Annotated in this window: 15 protein-coding genes, 1 tRNA gene and 1 pseudogene; 10 read left to right on the top strand and 7 right to left on the bottom strand. The window is 32.2% G+C overall.

The window, feature by feature from the left end:
* Positions 1-136: 136 nt before the first annotated feature.
* The 3 genes from AA089_RS19055 to AA089_RS19045 all read right to left on the bottom strand — a co-directional run bounded on the left by AA089_RS19055 (position 137) and on the right by AA089_RS19045 (position 5,126).
* Positions 137-889, bottom strand: a complete 753-nt coding sequence (locus AA089_RS19055) for a LytR/AlgR family response regulator transcription factor (RefSeq protein ID WP_046758590.1) — start codon at positions 887-889, stop codon at positions 137-139.
* 2 nt (positions 890-891) lie between these two features.
* Entirely contained in the window at positions 892-3,789 is a 2,898-nt protein-coding gene (locus AA089_RS19050) for a sensor histidine kinase (protein ID WP_156169138.1), read from the bottom strand.
* 161 nt (positions 3,790-3,950) lie between these two features.
* Positions 3,951-5,126, bottom strand: coding sequence for a BamA/TamA family outer membrane protein (locus AA089_RS19045; RefSeq protein WP_082113345.1), 1,176 nt, complete (start codon positions 5,124-5,126; stop codon positions 3,951-3,953).
* Positions 5,127-5,501: 375 nt separating this feature from the next.
* Here AA089_RS19045 and AA089_RS19040 point away from each other — a divergent pair, with 375 nt between their 5' ends.
* A complete protein-coding gene (locus AA089_RS19040; RefSeq protein WP_046758588.1) occupies positions 5,502-6,437 on the top strand; it encodes a GGDEF domain-containing protein in 936 nt (311 codons plus the stop codon).
* Between the two features lie 218 nt (positions 6,438-6,655).
* Positions 6,656-7,021: pseudogene (locus AA089_RS19035) on the top strand (GIY-YIG nuclease family protein); the annotation flags it as partial.
* A gap of 375 nt (positions 7,022-7,396) precedes the next feature.
* On the opposite strand, the gene AA089_RS19030 reads toward AA089_RS19035, so the two are convergent.
* From AA089_RS19030 to AA089_RS19015, 4 genes are all read right to left on the bottom strand, one after another.
* A tRNA-Arg gene (locus AA089_RS19030) sits at positions 7,397-7,470 on the bottom strand.
* Between the two features lie 104 nt (positions 7,471-7,574).
* Positions 7,575-7,733 (bottom strand): hypothetical protein, encoded by a 159-nt coding sequence (locus AA089_RS19025; RefSeq protein WP_046758586.1) that lies wholly within the window; start codon positions 7,731-7,733, stop codon positions 7,575-7,577.
* 109 nt (positions 7,734-7,842) lie between these two features.
* Positions 7,843-9,663 (bottom strand): M56 family metallopeptidase, encoded by a 1,821-nt coding sequence (locus tag AA089_RS23905; RefSeq protein WP_053002585.1) that lies wholly within the window; start codon positions 9,661-9,663, stop codon positions 7,843-7,845.
* Positions 9,663-10,022 carry a BlaI/MecI/CopY family transcriptional regulator gene (locus AA089_RS19015; RefSeq protein WP_046758585.1) on the bottom strand — a complete coding sequence of 120 codons (360 nt, stop codon included), beginning with the start codon at positions 10,020-10,022 and terminating at the stop codon, positions 9,663-9,665. The genes AA089_RS23905 and AA089_RS19015 overlap by 1 nt, the downstream gene beginning before the upstream one ends.
* Positions 10,023-10,176: 154 nt before the next feature.
* Here AA089_RS19015 and AA089_RS19010 point away from each other — a divergent pair, with 154 nt between their 5' ends.
* From AA089_RS19010 to AA089_RS18975, 8 genes are all read left to right on the top strand, one after another.
* Positions 10,177-11,124: a calcium/sodium antiporter gene (locus tag AA089_RS19010; protein ID WP_046758584.1), complete on the top strand. Its 948-nt coding sequence runs from the start codon at positions 10,177-10,179 to the stop codon at positions 11,122-11,124.
* Between the two features lie 296 nt (positions 11,125-11,420).
* Entirely contained in the window at positions 11,421-12,149 is a 729-nt protein-coding gene (locus AA089_RS19005) for a hypothetical protein (RefSeq protein WP_082113343.1), read from the top strand.
* Positions 12,150-12,156: 7 nt separating this feature from the next.
* Positions 12,157-12,516 carry a fibronectin type III domain-containing protein gene (locus AA089_RS19000; protein ID WP_046758582.1) on the top strand — a complete coding sequence of 120 codons (360 nt, stop codon included), beginning with the start codon at positions 12,157-12,159 and terminating at the stop codon, positions 12,514-12,516.
* Positions 12,516-12,983, top strand: coding sequence for a hypothetical protein (locus AA089_RS18995; RefSeq protein WP_046758581.1), 468 nt, complete (start codon positions 12,516-12,518; stop codon positions 12,981-12,983). The genes AA089_RS19000 and AA089_RS18995 overlap by 1 nt, the downstream gene beginning before the upstream one ends.
* A 6-nt stretch (positions 12,984-12,989) precedes the next feature.
* Complete coding sequence (locus AA089_RS18990) at positions 12,990-14,264, top strand: hypothetical protein (RefSeq protein WP_046758580.1); 1,275 nt, start codon at positions 12,990-12,992, stop codon at positions 14,262-14,264.
* Positions 14,252-14,569: a hypothetical protein gene (locus tag AA089_RS18985; RefSeq protein WP_046758579.1), complete on the top strand. Its 318-nt coding sequence runs from the start codon at positions 14,252-14,254 to the stop codon at positions 14,567-14,569. Before AA089_RS18990 ends, AA089_RS18985 begins: the two co-directional genes overlap by 13 nt.
* Positions 14,562-15,032 (top strand): hypothetical protein, encoded by a 471-nt coding sequence (locus AA089_RS18980; protein WP_046758578.1) that lies wholly within the window; start codon positions 14,562-14,564, stop codon positions 15,030-15,032. The genes AA089_RS18985 and AA089_RS18980 overlap by 8 nt, the downstream gene beginning before the upstream one ends.
* Entirely contained in the window at positions 15,029-16,168 is a 1,140-nt protein-coding gene (locus AA089_RS18975) for a type II secretion system F family protein (RefSeq protein WP_046758577.1), read from the top strand. Before AA089_RS18980 ends, AA089_RS18975 begins: the two co-directional genes overlap by 4 nt.
* Positions 16,169-16,194 lie beyond the last annotated feature (26 nt).

Below are 16,194 nucleotides of genomic sequence, written 5' to 3'. Positions count from 1 at the left end.
ATTTATACTTTTACAAACATAGGAGCGACCTAATATCCAATTAGCCCTGATAGAACGGCATGTTTGAAATCCTTTTTTGACGCTTTTTGCGGAAGAAAAAGATTGAGTAGTGATAGCAGGAAATAGCTTCTAATTTTTAAAATATTTCCGCAATGACTTGCATAAAGGTGTCTTTTTTGTCGCGTGAAATTGGAATGGTTTTGTTGTTTTCCATGATGAGGTGAAAACCGTCTTTTTTGGAGAGTTCTTTGATGTGTTTTAGGTTGATAAGATAGGAGCGATGCGGTTTGTAGAAGATAGGTTTGTGTGCCAATTGATCGACGAAATGTTTGAGCGGTTTGCAGATAAATTCGGTTCGATTGCCTTGTAAATACACTTTTGTGTACATTCCGTCAGCTTCAAAATAGTAAATGTCGTCTTCGGCAGCAAAGATGATTCCTTTGGGAATTTCCAATGCTATTTTGCTGACAGCCATTTGTTTGAACGCTAGTTTTAAATCGTGAATTTGCGTGTTAATGTTTTGGTCGTTGATGATTTTTTCCGCTTTGCTAATAGCTTGTGTAAGTTCGGAAACGTCGATAGGTTTCAGCAGGTAATCAACCGCAGCCAGTTTGAAAGCTTCCACAGCAAATTCGTTGTATGCCGTGACGAATATGATTTGGAAATCGATGGTTTCGTTTTCAAAGAATTCCAAGATTTGCAATCCTGAATGTCGTGGCATGTCAATGTCTAAGAATACAATTTTCGGTTTTTTTGCTTTGATGGTTTTGACGCCTTCCACCAAGTTAGATGCTTTGTCAATTGTTGAAATTTGCGGACAATTTTGTTGCAAGAGCGCTTCGAGTAGGTTTTGCGCTTTTCGTTCGTCATCTATGATTAGTACATTCATGATTATTTTTTTATAGGAATTTGGATGCTGACACGCGTTCCTGTAGGTTGTTGTTTTTCGTCGGTTAAATCGCTAATGATCACTTCTATTTTTTGCGAACGATCTTTGTTGATGAGTTCTACACGTTCAGTATTGGCACGTGTTGCAAACGATTTGTAATAGTGCGTTTGGTTTTCTTTGATTTTTTGCGCTGCTTCACGACCAATGCCGTTATCGGTAATTTCACAGATGAGTAGCTCGTTTTGCTGTTTGAAAGAAACGGTAAGTTTTCTATTGTCAATTTTGTGATGCAAACCGTGTTTGATTGCATTTTCAATGTATGGCTGAATGAAAAGTGATGGAATTTTGATGGTTTCCAACGCTAAGTTTTCAGCTACTGAAACTTCATAGGTGAGTTCTTCTTCAAAGCGAACTTTTTCTAATTCGAGATATAAATGCAGTGCTTTTAGTTCTTGATCGAGCGTGATTTCTTTTTCCTGACTTTGTTCAAGATATATGCGAATGAGACGTGAAAATTTTACCAAATATGTACTTGCCAAGTTTTGTTGATTGAGCACAATGTATTCTTGAATGGAGTTGAGCGCATTGAAAATAAAATGTGGATTCATTTGCGAGCGCAGGTTTTCTAAACGTAAGTTTACCAACTGCTTATCGATTTCTAATTGTTGCAATTCTTTGTTTTTTTGCTTTTCGCGAATGTGGATTTTTCTTCTGAAATAAAGAATCACTACAATTAATAGTACAAGCATGATACACGCAAGAAACCACGCTTTTTTCCAAAACGGAAGTGTGATGTTTAGTTGCAAACTTTTTACAGTGGAAAAGTTTTGATCTCTTAGGTTTCGAGCACGCAGATTGAATGTGTATTTTCCAGCAGGAAGTGTGTTAAATTTGACATGCTGTTGTCCTTCATCGACGGAATTCCACGAATCATTAAAACCTTTGAGTTGGTATTCGTACGCTACAAATGTATCTGCTTGAAATCCTTTGGAATTGAATTGGATTTCTATTTCGCTTTCTTGTAGTTTTAGCGTGTATTTTGATTGTAATGGTACTTCTTTTTCTTCTACAATGATAGTTGTTATGTATACTTCTGGGACTTCCCAATTTTTGAAGACAGAACGTTTGTCAAATCGGTAAAGTCCAATATTTGAGCTAAATAGCACATCGTTTCCAAACGTTTCAATATTGTTGATGTTGTAAGATAGCAAGCCATCACGTTCATTAATGGTTTTAAAAGTATTTGTGGTATTGTTATAGTATTGAAATCCGTTATCGGTAACAATCCAAAGATTTTCGCCATCGGCTTTTATTTTGTTGATGGCTTTGGAAGCCAATCCGTTTTCAGTGTGTAATACATTTTGAACTTCGTCATTTTTTATGTTGAGAATTCCGTTGTCGTACGTGGCAACCCAAATAGTTCCGTTGGAAGCTTCTTCAATGTCAAAAGTGTAAATGGGCTTGTCGTTGTAGGAGATACTTTTTTTAAAATTGAATACCGAATCGTAGAGTAGAAGTCCATCAACTGATGCAATATAGGCTTTGTTATATTTTTTTGAATAGATAGATTCGTACGAGCGTTCTCGAATGATTTCCGTTAATTTTTCACCATTTCCATAAAATGTTCCGTGCGCAAAACTTTTAAGGTAATTGTCATCTTTGATATGTGAAATGGACTTGGCAGCTTTTGAACTTTCAATCGAAATTATCTTTTGCTTGCCAACGTGATATCGCATGTTTTTTTTGTCTGAATTGTAATATAAAATAGCTGTTTTCGGATTGTAATTTAGCGTTCGTATTTCAGAAATATCATTAAAATTAAGTGTTTTTTGTAGCGTTCCGTTTAGGGAAAGTATATGTAGATTCCCGTTTTTATCTCCTATAAAAAAAGTTGAATCTGTATATTTTTCAATCGCGTTGATTTTTTTGTTGGAGTTGATGAGTTGCAAACTCTCATTGGGAATTACAAAAATACCGTTGTTCAATGTTGTAATCCACAAATTGTCTTGAAAATCCTTCGTAATTTCTGTGGTAGAGTAGTTTTTTAAATAGCTTTCGATTATTTGTATTTCATCATTGACAAGTTTCGTTACAATGATTCCATTTTTAGTTGTAAAGTACAGTTTGTCATTATATTCTTGAACTGCGTCCGTGGTGGTATTTCGCAGATTTTTTGGCAGTTTTATAGGAATGAGCTGCTTGTTTTTATAGAGAAATAGTTGATTTTTTTCTCCAATTTTGTTCTGAAAATATACTAAATATCCATGTGATGTTTTGTAGAAATTTGTAAATCCTGGGAATAATTTTCGCTGTTTGGTTTGCGCTGTAACAGCAGATTTAATTTCTTTGGTTTGTATGTGTTGCGATAAAAAATCGTTTTCTAAGTTGAAGAAATGAAAGAAATTGTCTTGAATAAAACCAATGCTAGTTCCGCCTGAATTTTTCGTTTCATGCACTATTTCTTTGGTTTCAAGATCAATCCACAATACTTTATGCATGGGATGCACAAGCAGGTATTTTTCTGTAACTAAATAATCCGAGAGATTTCCACGTAAGAGTTCTTGCAGATCAGTAAACAAGACAACTTTGTCATTTTCTATATAAAAGTACTGTCCGGCAATGTTGGTAAACCATAATCGTCCTTTTTCATCAAGTTTTAGATTGAAAAAAGAGCGTCCTCGTTTCTCGGGATGCGAATAGACTTTGAATGCTTTCCCGTCATAGCGAAATAGTCCTTTGTTTCCTGCTAACCAAATGTATCCTTCTGTATCTTCAATACTGTCGTAAAATTCAATATCGGGTAACCCATTTGCTTCTGTTAAGTGAATACTAACAGGTTCTTGCGCCCAAATGACCGAGCTTGAAAGGATAAAATATATGATGAATACTAACTGTCGCAAGTGAAAAAGTTTCAATAAAAGTACTATAATTTATAAAAAGGAAATGTCTTCCTTTCTGAAATGTATGAGTTCTTTGCTGAACGACTTGTTTTTATGGAATTTTACCACAAATTATAAATAGTCTATGTTATTTTTTTTGCCAATAATGTATGCAGCGACGATTAGAATGATTCTGCGATGGTAAAATACAGGTTGTTTGTGTTTCTTCCAAAACCCCAATCGAGTCGGAGATTCAGGTTTTCTGCTTTGTCAATCATGAATCGGGTTCCAAATCCGTAATTGGGTTTTAGTGATTTGAACTGAAATTGATTTACATTGTTGTACACATCTCCAGTTCCTATAAATCCTACCAATCCCCAACGTGAATTTTTGAAGGTTTTACGATATTCAACTTGTGTTGCAAGCAAATCGCGTTCTACAAATCGACCTTCTTGATAACCACGCATAATTTCGCTACTTCCAAAAAAGGCATATTCAGAAAAAGGCAGATTGCCTCTTGAAAACTGTCCTACAACATGAAAGGCAAGAATGTCATCATTGTTTTTAGATGTATCTAAGTAATGTCTTAAATCAAATCGTGTCAGATTGAATTTGTGCGTTCCGCCAAACGATTTGAAATATTCTCCGTGAGTAAATTCAAAATACCAACCATCTTGCGCATTCAGAATGTTACTTCGGCTATCGTATAGCATTGCTACTTCGGCACCAACAGATGTTGAACCGTTGAATCCGTCAGGTCTGTTAGTATCAATGAGTCCGCCTGTTTCAAATTTTGTATTGTAGATATGATTTAAGCGAAATCCTGCACCAATGAACAGATATCGATAGAACATTTGTTTTAGGAAGATTGGTTCAAAAAGAAATTGATTGTAATCGTATTGTTCTTCGGCGCTATCAGGTGTATTTTTCCCAATGCCATAGTACAATCTTGGATAATTTTGAAAGAGTAAGTTTCCTTCGATGACCCACTTTTCTTGATTGGTAAATACTTCAAACCCTGAATACACAAAAAATTGGTTGTTCAGCGTATATTGAATAGACATGGGCATGTTGGAAACTCTGGTTTCTTTGCCACTTCCATTAAATTTAAATAGGTATTTTGCTCCCGTACCAAAGGAGAAATTCGTTTCTGGCGAATATGAAAAAACGGGCGCTACAATGAACTTTTGCTTGTAAATTGTAGAATCTCTTTCTGCTGCTTTTTTATTCGGATAGAAGGTAAATATTTCTTTTAGGTTCTCAAATGTTTGTGCTTTTACAAAAGTAGATGAACTCAATAATAGCAATAATATGATGAAGAGTTGATTTATTTTTTTGGTTTCAAATGGAAATATCACAGTAATTGGTCTTAAAATTTAAGCCACAAATATACATTTTTGTATTTAGTGGTTTTGACTCATTTAAGTGTTACATTGTAAGATTTACATTTTGTGTGTTGTTTTTAGAGTGTTTTGGATGTATTTGTGTGGTAATGTTAGCTTCTTCTATATTTTAAAACCGTGCGCCTTTTACTTTTTAGTTTTTTGGTGGAGGATTTGTGGGAGATTGGGTTGTTTGTGAAATAGCATTCGGTATTGTTAAATGCTTCTTGATTTTGATTCAAGTAAGAATTTATTTAACTTTAGAATTATCCAATGACTAACAAGATTATAAATGATTGAAATAATAAAAATTCCTACAATCTATTCTTCACTTAATACAGATTAACCAACATGAAACCAATAGATATAAAATATAAATATGGATTAGTTATTGCTTTAATAGTTTTAGTCTTTGCTCTATTAGCATTTTTTGAAAGGGGAATTAAATTTTATGAATTAATAGCCCCAAGTGGAACACTTCTAAATTGGAGGTTTGTTATAATCTTAGTATGTCTTATTTCTACTGTTATATGGTTTATAATGAATCATCTCTGGAAAAAAGAATTTCAAAAACATCAAAAAACTCAATATGAAAGAGATAATTACGCTGAATTGCTTAAAATTTCAGAAAATGAAAGATTAACAGATATAATAACTGGAGTTCCTAATCTACAGAGTTTAAAAAAAGATATTGAAATTCATTTTAGTAAACGCAAAAATAAAAAGAGACTTCAGTTTATTCTAATTGACCTAAAAGGTTTCAAGAAAATAAATAATAAATATGGCTTTTTAAAAGCTAATGAGTTACTTAGAACTATTGCGCAAACCATATATCAAAAGATGAGGCGCAATGAGGATATGTATAAATATCCTATGGATATTAAAAATAGTAAAAATGAACACTTTTATAGAATTCATACTGGCGGGGATGAATTTGTTTTTATAATTCAAGGAAATCAAACTGATGCTCTAGGTTTTGTTAATAGATTAGTTAAAAATGACTTCTCTAAACTTTCGTCCTTAACAAAAGAGATTTTAGGAGAATCAATAAAGTTATCATTTCATTGTGCTATTGTAGAGATGGATCCTAGAGATGAAGTTGAAGATATCCTTAGAAAATCTGATGAATGTTACATTTTGGCAAAAGAAGCTAAAGGTGATTTTAGTATTTGTTGGCATCCGATAACAATTGAAGAAAAGCTTAATAAAAAATGGGAACTTGCTATCTATTCAGAAACACGAGAACTTTTTGATGTGATGACTATTAGTGAAACTGAATATGAGTAGAAAATCATTTATCGCAAAAATATTAATCAGTAAATAAAAGATAAAATATTAACTATTGTTTGATGAACATTACATTATTTGACAAGAAAATACAATATATAAAAGAGAACTTTGAGAAATTAATATCTTCTCAAGCGATTGAAGTATCAAAAGTATTAAATTATAAAGATAAGATCAGTGGTATATATTTATTTTCAGAGTAATTTAATAATAAAGAAACCTATTTTTATGTTGGTCAATCTAACAATATTTTTAATAGATTGAGAGAACATTGTGCATGTAAAAGCCATAGAAAGGCAAATTTTGCATTTAAGCTTACTACAAAATCAACTGGATTAAAACCAATTTTAGGCTCTCCAAATTCTACCAATGAAAGTATGTTTAGTATTTCAGAATTTGAAAAAGGACTTATAAAATCAATTGAGAGAATTAAGAAAATGAACTATCGTTGGATTTTAGTAGAAGAAAAACTCGAAAAAAATCTTTTGGAAATTTACGTAGCTGTTATGTTGGAAAGTATTTTTAATACTTTAATTAGTAAAATAAAATTCAATATGATAATTCCGTTTCCCTTTAAAATATAACTTATAAATATTTAACAATCAAAGTTTTATGTAGAATCGCCCGCTCAAATATAAAAACAAAAAGCCTGTAATCTTTTAGATTACAGGCTTTTACATTTTTTGTGACCTCGGCAGGATTTTATTTCCTTAAAGCTGAGCTTTCAAAATAAAAAACAAGCTAAAGTAAAAAAGCAAGCTATGTATGTTAGCTTGCTTTTCATGTATTCGTGACCTCGGCAGGATTACCCTCATGATCCTTTGCAACTCTCTGCTGCAAATAAGAAACCACGAGCTTGCGCTCTAGTTCTTTGTTTTTCATTACAAACCTTAAACTGTCGTTTGGTTTTTTCTAAAAACAAAGAACCACGTCAATTTGACGTGGTTTCTTGCTTAATGTGACCTCGGCAGGATTCAAACCTGCAACCTCTTGAGCCGTAATCAAGTGCACTATTCAGTTATGCTACGAGGCCTATTGCTTATTGCGGGTGCAAATATATTTCTTTTTGTTACAAATACAAAGATTAGAAAAGAAAAATAAATAAGTTTTTTTCCTTTTCGTGTAAAACGAAATCAACTATTTCGAATTTAGTGCATTTGTCGTTACAAAATAGCGCCAACCAATTATTGCAAGTTGTAATTTGGAAGCTTTTGCCAAATCGAGCCTTCGTTTTGAAAATGAAGGTAATAGCCATTTATTCAACTTTGCTATTATTTTGAAAATTTGTTTTTTCATGTTCAAATGATCTAATCGAAAAGAAAGATACTAAAAAAATGATTGTTACCTAAAATAGAAAAGGCAAGTCGATCAAAACTTGCCTTTAGAATAGTTGTCTTTTTAAAGCTTATTTCTTCTTAGTAGTAATAATGATTACACCATCTTTTCCTTTGTCTCCATACAATGCTGTTGCATTATCTCCTTTAAGAACTGTAACACTTTCAATTTTGTTAGGATCTAATTTTTTCATCTTCTTCTTATTCGCAATTTTTCCATCAACCACAATTATTGGTTCGTTTTTACCAGAATTTCTAAATACAATTTTACCATCCTGACTATTATTGACTTCAATTTCTACCTCTTTACTTTCATTATCTTTAGTATTTCCAATAAATACAAAATTATTTCCGTCGCCCTTTTTAATTTCAATTTCTTCCTCAATAACTTCATCAGTAGATAGTTCTTTGCCGTTGATAATGATTACTTCTTTGTCGTCATTCTTTTTAATATCAATGGTTTTTATTTCATCAGGAGCTAGTTCTTTACCATTTACAATGATCACTTCTTTTCCGTCTACTTTTTTAATATTGACCGTTTTAACATCTTCTTTTTGTATCCAAGTATTTGTATTTTCACCTTTTCCGTTCGATTGATTGGATTTTATAATAAATGTAGACTTTCCATCTTTTTTGTCATGATCTTCATCAGTATGATACTCATATCTTGTGCTTGTTACGACATGGTTTACTCTTGAAGAGCTTACCATAAGTTGTCCATCTTGCTTACCAATTCTAATTGTTGGTATCGGTTTGTTGTCCTCAGTATTAAAAGTGGCACTTGCGGTGTTGTTTCTACCTTCTTTCAATTCTAATTTGATACGAGTAATTTCTTTCGCATCATTAAAATCGACATTGCTGTATTTCATCTTAATACCTGTAGCAGCAAACATTTTTTTGATAGCTTTCAACTCTTCAATAGTAGTGTTTTTTGAAATTTCAACCACTAAATCGCCAACAGTTTCTTGTCCTTTTACATTTTCAATTGTTTCCAGAATAGGAGCAACTGTCGGACGTACTTCTTTTGCAATAACTTCGGTATTAAACAGCAGTACAAAAGCAACTAATAGCGGTAAAATAAATACTTGTTTCCACTTGTGTGCATGTGCAGATTGATTTTTTTGTAACATAACGATTCGTTTTTTGATTAATGAATTATAAAAATTGTTGGTTAAAGCAGGACAATAGGCATTTCCAGAAACCTTTAATAAGGTCAGTTGATATTCCTTTTTTGAAGGTGTTTGTTTAATGGCTGCACTGTCTGCTAAAAACTCTAAGTTTTGTAAAATATATTTTTGATGAAGCCACGCAAACGGATTAAACCACATGAAAATACAGTAGAGTTTCGCAATAAAAACATCTATAGAATGCAATTGACGACTGTGTGCTTTTTCATGAATTAAAATAGCTTCTAACTCTGATTCAGAATACAATTCAGGATTGTATACAATATAGTTGAAGAAAGAAAAAGGCGTGAATGAAGTCGTCGTTTCAATGTAGATAAATTGTCCGTCTCGTTTTGTAACGCTGGCTGTCCATAGTAATTTACACAAGGAAGCAAGCTCAATTAAAAATTTAGACAGAAAAAATAATACACCAGCAACATAAGTGTAAAATAAAATAGTTGACCATGAAATGAATGTATTAGTGACTTCATTTCCAGTTTCAGTAAACACAAAAATGCCAGAATTAGGCGTTTCTTCCACAAAAGGAACTTCTATGTATTTTGTAATGACTAAAAATGGTAATATCAAAGAAATAATCATTCCTAATAATAAGAAAAATCGATTTCCATGAAAAAAAGTGTCTTTTCGTAACCACAAAAAATACAAGGCTAAAAAGAGTAGGAGTGTGCCCGAACTCTTCATAAAATATACAAATAATTCGTCCATTACTTTTCTTTTTCAATAAGGTTAATAATCTCTTTTAAATCGTCAACGCTAATCTTTTCTTCCTTTGCGAAAAAAGAAACTACATTTTTATATGAATCATTAAAATAATTCTGAATAGCTGATGCCATAAATTTTTCTCGATAGGCTTCTTTCGTCACCACAGGATAATATTGATGTGTATTTCCATACGCATTGTGTGAAACATATCCTTTTTCTTCCAAGTTTCTAACAATGGTAGATAACGTATTATAATGCGGCTTCTTCGTTGTAATTTCTGCCATAATCTCTTTTACAAATGCTTTTTCAAGCTGCCAGATAATGTGCATTATTTCTTCTTCCTTGTTTGTTAATTTTTGCATAATTCGATATAAATTAGATAGACGATTGATGAATTTCAATACAAATATAAACTAAAAAAGTAGTTATGCAACTATAAAAATAGTTAATCAACGAAAATTATAGTTTATTTAACATATAATAAGGAAATAGTATCTTCGCAAAAAAAATACATTCATGGAAAATATTGGATATGTAATTTTAGGATTAGTACTACTTGTAGCAGGAGGAGAGTTTCTGGTTCGTGCTTCGGTAGGATTGTCTTTTAAACTAAATATTTCTAAAATGGTTATCGGACTTACGGTAGTGTCATTTGCAACATCAGCACCTGAACTATTGGTAAGTATCAACGCAGCTCTAAACGACTCGCCTGCAATTGCTATTAATAATGTGATAGGTTCTAATATTGCCAATATTGGTTTGGTACTTGGAATCACAGCAATTATTGGACCTATTGCCGTGAATGATACATTTTATAAACTTACATGGCCAGTATTGATGCTTTTTTCCATATTGATTTATTATTTTTTATGGAATGATAACATGCTCACTTTACTTGAAGGCATCATTTTATTTATCGGATTGATCGCTTTTTTAACGATCTTAATTCGCTCAGCGCGAAAAAATAAAGAAAGTATTGATGTTGACGATGTTGATGACGCAGTTGCAACAGTTTCCTATGGAAAAATAGCTATTTGGTTAGCCATTGGTGGCGCTGCATTGTATTTTGGTTCCGAATTTTTAGTAACTGGCGCCAAAGCGGTTGCACAAAATTTAGGTGTTAGTGAAGGTGTTATTTCCATTACAATGATTGCGATTGGAACAAGTGTTCCCGAATTGGCGGCTTCCGTTATTGCAGCAATGAAAAAAGAGAAAGCAATTTCTTTAGGAAACTTAATCGGTTCCAATATATTTAACATAGCTTCTGTGTTAGGAATTACGGCAATGATTACTGAAATTCCAGTTGTAGAAATACAAATACTTTCAAGAGACATCTTTTGGATGTTAGGTTTTGCATTTGTTTTATATCCGCTAGCATTTATTCCAAAAAAGTTTGGGATTGAACGTTACGAAGGTGTATTATTGTTTTTAAGCTATATTTTATTCATCTATCTAGTTTTCTAGCAAACGTAGGTTTTGACTTCTAATTAATAATGTACTTTATAAAAAAGATTTTGATAAATTCTTAAGTGATTGAATTTTAATAATTTACGCGATTTTTAATATATGCAATTTCTAGTTGTAAACTAAACATTATTGAATCTTCTTGTACGTGTTTGCACAACATTTAATGTCTAAATTGGATGTTTTTTCAATCTATTTTGAGAAAAATTTACCGACTTTCATGAACATAAGTTAACGCTTATACATTATTTTCTAAGGTTCAAATATCTTTATTTATTTTTATAAAAATTGTAGACATGAAAAGATGTTTGTTTAGCCTCATCGTTCTTGTACTTTTTATACATTGCAAAAGTATTTCAGTACATCAAAAACCCCAACTTATCACAGAAACTCCTGTGGCACTTGGATCTATTGGATTAATTGAAGATAATATATTAAATAAGCATTTTGAAGGTGTTTCAGTGCCAGTTTTTTCGGAGCCTTTGCCGTTAAATGTGCAATCTGCTGAGTTTAATAAACAGACGTTTAAAGCATTTGCGAAAGCGAATTCTGTTAAAAAAAAAATAGCAATTTCCTTTGAAGATTCTTTGCAGGTAAAACCACAATATGTGCAGTTGCAATTATCAGATCGTGTGTCTGTACTTAATCAATTAAATGACAGTCGAAATGCAGGTGTTCGTTCGTATTTAGAAAACAAAGAAGATGCGCAACTTGTGACAAGTATTACAATTGCTTTTACTGAGGAAAATCTACAAAAAATCGCAGCAGCTGAAGAAGTATTTTTAATACAGTCTTCCTCTAAAAAATTTAGCTTACAGCTTAAAAATCAAGCAGGAACTACAGAACAGATCCAGTTTTCTGACGGTATTATTTTTGCCTATCGACTTTCAGGTTTTTGTTGGAAAGAAAATGAAAAACATCGGTTGGTAATTGGCGATATTATTAGCAGTACTGAAAGTTGTCCTAGAAATACCTACAAAAAGGCATCTAAAGTGATTCAGAAAGAAGATTATTTTAAAATATAAACACAAAATGAAAAAATATATTTACATCATCTTATTAGCTACTGTTTTTACTAGCTGTTCGGATATTATTGAGGTTGTTGATATTTCAGATACGAATGTTCAATTGGTTGCGCCATCTGATAATTCAACATTAAATCTGACAACCTTAACATTATCATGGGATTCGGTTGCGGATGCTGAAAATTATCAAATACAAATAGCGCAGCCTGACTTTGAAAATCTTTTGCAATTGGTTGCAGACTCAACATTGACCGCAAACTCCTATACCGTGACATTAGAAGCTGGCACTTCATATCAATGGCGAGTACGCGCAAAAAACAGTGATTATACTACTTCATACAGTAAGTACACATTTACGTTGGAATAATGAACAAAAAGGTAAAAACATACATATTGCTAACGGTTGTTCTTGGAATTTGGGGAACAATTGGATATCAACTGTATGCAAAATTGAATCCTACTGAAGAACCGATTGTAACATCAAATGACACGGTTTCTTTTGCACCGAAAGAAGACATTACAAAAGATACATTTGCGATACAGTCTGATCATTATGATCCTTTTTTAAATACACCATATCAAAAAAATCGAGCTTCTTCTCAAAGGAAAAGAAATACACATACCAAAGCTACAATTACATTTCCAAACATCTTATATAGAGGAACCATTTCGAAACAAAATAGCGCTGATAATATTTACATTCTTGAAATTAATGGAACACAACAGCTTTTTAAAGTACGAAAGCAAATTGATGGCGTAACGCTTATGAAAGGAACTAAAAAATCAGTGGTTGTTTCTTATAAAGGACAGCGCAAAGAAATTACAATTCAGTAAGTACATATGAAGATACGTAAACTCAAAGCAGGATCATTGCAATTTGCCATTTTGATTTCGGCAATTATTGCCGTATTGCTTTCGGTTTTTGTGATTTTAGTAAACGCACATACGTTATTTTCAAAAAAATCAGATCTGCTTATTGAAACAGTTCAACAAGCTGATAATACCATTCGCTATAGCCTGCAAAATTTTACAACAAAGCGCGATACAAGTTTTTTGGTGTTAAATGAAGCTAAAAATATCACTTCCTCGTTTCATACGAGTTATTGGGGCATGTTTGGCAAAGTGTATGCTGAAAGTAAAGCAAGATCAAAAACGGTTGAAAAAATCGCGTTGGTTAGCGGTTGGCAAACTGTAGCAGATAGAACAGGATTATATCTCAAAGAAACAAATACGCCACTTATAGTCGTAGGAAATACAAAGGTTGAAGGAAAAGTATATCTCCCAAAACGTGGTGTACGTTCAGGAACAATTTCGGGAAATTCTTATCATGGGAATCAATTAATTTATGGAAATCGTCTTAGAAGTGATACGATTTTACCAAAACTTCCAACAAAGCTTCTAAATCATTTGGAGTTTTTACAAAAAATGCCGCTGCCTGTTTCGAATGAAGATTATATAGATATTTCAAGAAGTAAAATACATATCAATTCTTTTTCTAAAGCTGTCAAAACGCTATATGCAAGAGAAGTTTTAAATATTTCCAATGTTCAACTTACAGGAAATATTATGGTGCGTTCAGACACTAAAATTACGGTAGCGGCTTCAAGTAGCTTAAAAGATGTCATCCTAATAGCGCCCATCATAGAAATTGAAGCGCATACAAAAGGTGTTTTTCAAGCTATTGCAAGTAAAAAGATTTTGGTAGGTAAAAACACAGAACTAGCATATCCTTCCGTATTACTAATCAACGCAGAAGATACTACTAAACCTGTTCTTAACAATACGGAAAGCAAGCAGATTTTTATTGATGAAAATTCAATCGTTAAAGGAATGATCTGTTATTTACAAGATAGAACAACAGATAGATTTACACCACAATTAATTTTTTCAAAAAATACAGAAGTCTACGGAATAGTGTATTGCGAGCAACAATTGGAATTGTTAGGTAGCATTTATGGAAGTATATATACTAGCGGATTTATTACCAAACAATCTGGTTCTGTATATCAAAATCATATTTATAACGGAACAATTTCTAGTTCAGAATTGATGGATGAATACGTAGGATTTCCCTTTGAAAACCTTGATTATAAAGTTGCGAAATGGTTGTATTAAAAAAAATAAAAGCATCTACACTCATGGAAACCTTGGTGGCAACTGTCATTATTGTACTTATTTTCATGATTTCGAGTTTTTTATTGAATTCACTTTTTAATAATACGGTTCGACAGGATACGAATAAGATTCAAGCATATTTGACTGAATTGGTGTATTTGTCAGAACATCAGCAAATCAGAATACCATATGATGATGAATATGAGGATTGGATCATTTCGGTAGAAAGAGACGCTAAAAAACTTGTGTTTGAAGCCACACATAAAGCGCATAAAAAAATCATTACAATAGAACGCTATGAATAAAGAAGCACATAAAATAAAAGCGTTTACATTAAGTGAAATGATTATTGTCGTTTTACTTACGGTAATTGTTGTGGGACTTGCGTTTTCGGTATTGCAATTGGTTCAAAAACATATGTATGCTATTAAAAATAATTTTGAAAATTCGACACAAGTAACTTTGTTAGAACAATCACTTTGGATAGATGCAAACCGCTCAAATAGTATTCAATATGATGATTATACGAATACATTGCATTTTATTTCAGAAGTTGATACCGTGACTTACCACTTTGAAAAGGAATACATTCGTAAAGAATTGGACACTTTTTCGATACACATTGCGAATACATTATTTTATTTTGAAGGAAAAGAAACTACAAATAGGAAGATTGATGCTTTTAAACTTACTACAGAAAAAGAGTTTCAACACAGAGTAATTTTTATTTCAAAACGAAATGACGCAACAATATATATGAATCCATGAGTTTTGATTTAAAAAATAGTATCCAAGAAAAGAAAAGAGTTACTTCGGAGCAATCGGAATGGCAATCTATTTTAAAAAAAGAAATAGTACTTTTTGGTAATGGATTTTCCAATAAACTAAAAGAAGATTTTTATACAGAACTAAGTGTTTTGTTAAGTGCAGGTGTTTCGTTAAAAGAAGGATTGGAGTTGCTTTGCGCATCTCAAAAGAAGAAAACAGCCAAAACTATTTTACTCAAAATTGTAGCTGATTTGATTGACGGGAAAAGTTTGTCAAATGCTATTAAGTTTCACAACGCTTTTAGTGAATACGAGTATTATTCTATTAAAATAGGAGAGGAGAGTGGAACGCTTTCTGCCGTAGTAAAACAATTGGGAGCATTTTTTGGTCGAAAAAATCAACAACGTAGAGATGTAATAAGTGCGCTTACGTATCCTATAATTGTGTTTACAACCGCTTTTTTGGTCGTTTTATTTATGCTTCAATTTGTTGTGCCTATGTTTCAGGATATTTTCAGGCAAAATAAAGTTGATTTGCCAGGTATCACAAAATTTATCATTCGTGTTTCTGAGTTTATAAAGTCGTATGGAGTCGTCGTAGTTTTAGGAATCTGTATGCTTTTTGCTTCTCGAATTTTGTTTCAAAAGAAAGAATGGTATCATCGTTTTAAAGATGCATTAATTTTAAAACTTCCTTTTTTTGGTAATTTTATTAAAACGGTTTATTTATCGCAATTTACACAAGCTATTGCTTTATTGTCAGCTTCTAAAGTTCCTGTGGTAAATAGTATTCAACTTGTGAAGAAGATGATTAAATTTCATCCATTACAAGATGCGCTGCACACTGTTGAAGAAGCTATTTTAAAAGGTGCAACATTGAGTGAAAGTTTGGCTTCACATTCTATTTTTAGTGATAAAATGGTTGCACTTGTCAAGGTTTCTGAACAAACCAATCAAACAGAATTTATTTTTGAGCGTTTGAATACACAATATCATGAACAAGTACAACGCCAATCTAAAATGATGTCTACTATTATGGAGCCTATTATCATTGTATTTGTCGGAATCATGGTAGGAATTATTTTGATTGCCATGTATTTACCAATGTTCAAGCTCGGAACCGTTTTGGGTGGGTAATGAATATAAAAAAAGCAATCATAGTA

Origin of the sequence: Kordia jejudonensis (assembly GCF_001005315.1) — a bacterium.
Taxonomy (GTDB): domain Bacteria; phylum Bacteroidota; class Bacteroidia; order Flavobacteriales; family Flavobacteriaceae; genus Kordia; species Kordia jejudonensis.
This window is presented reverse-complemented; position numbering and strand designations above follow the sequence as displayed.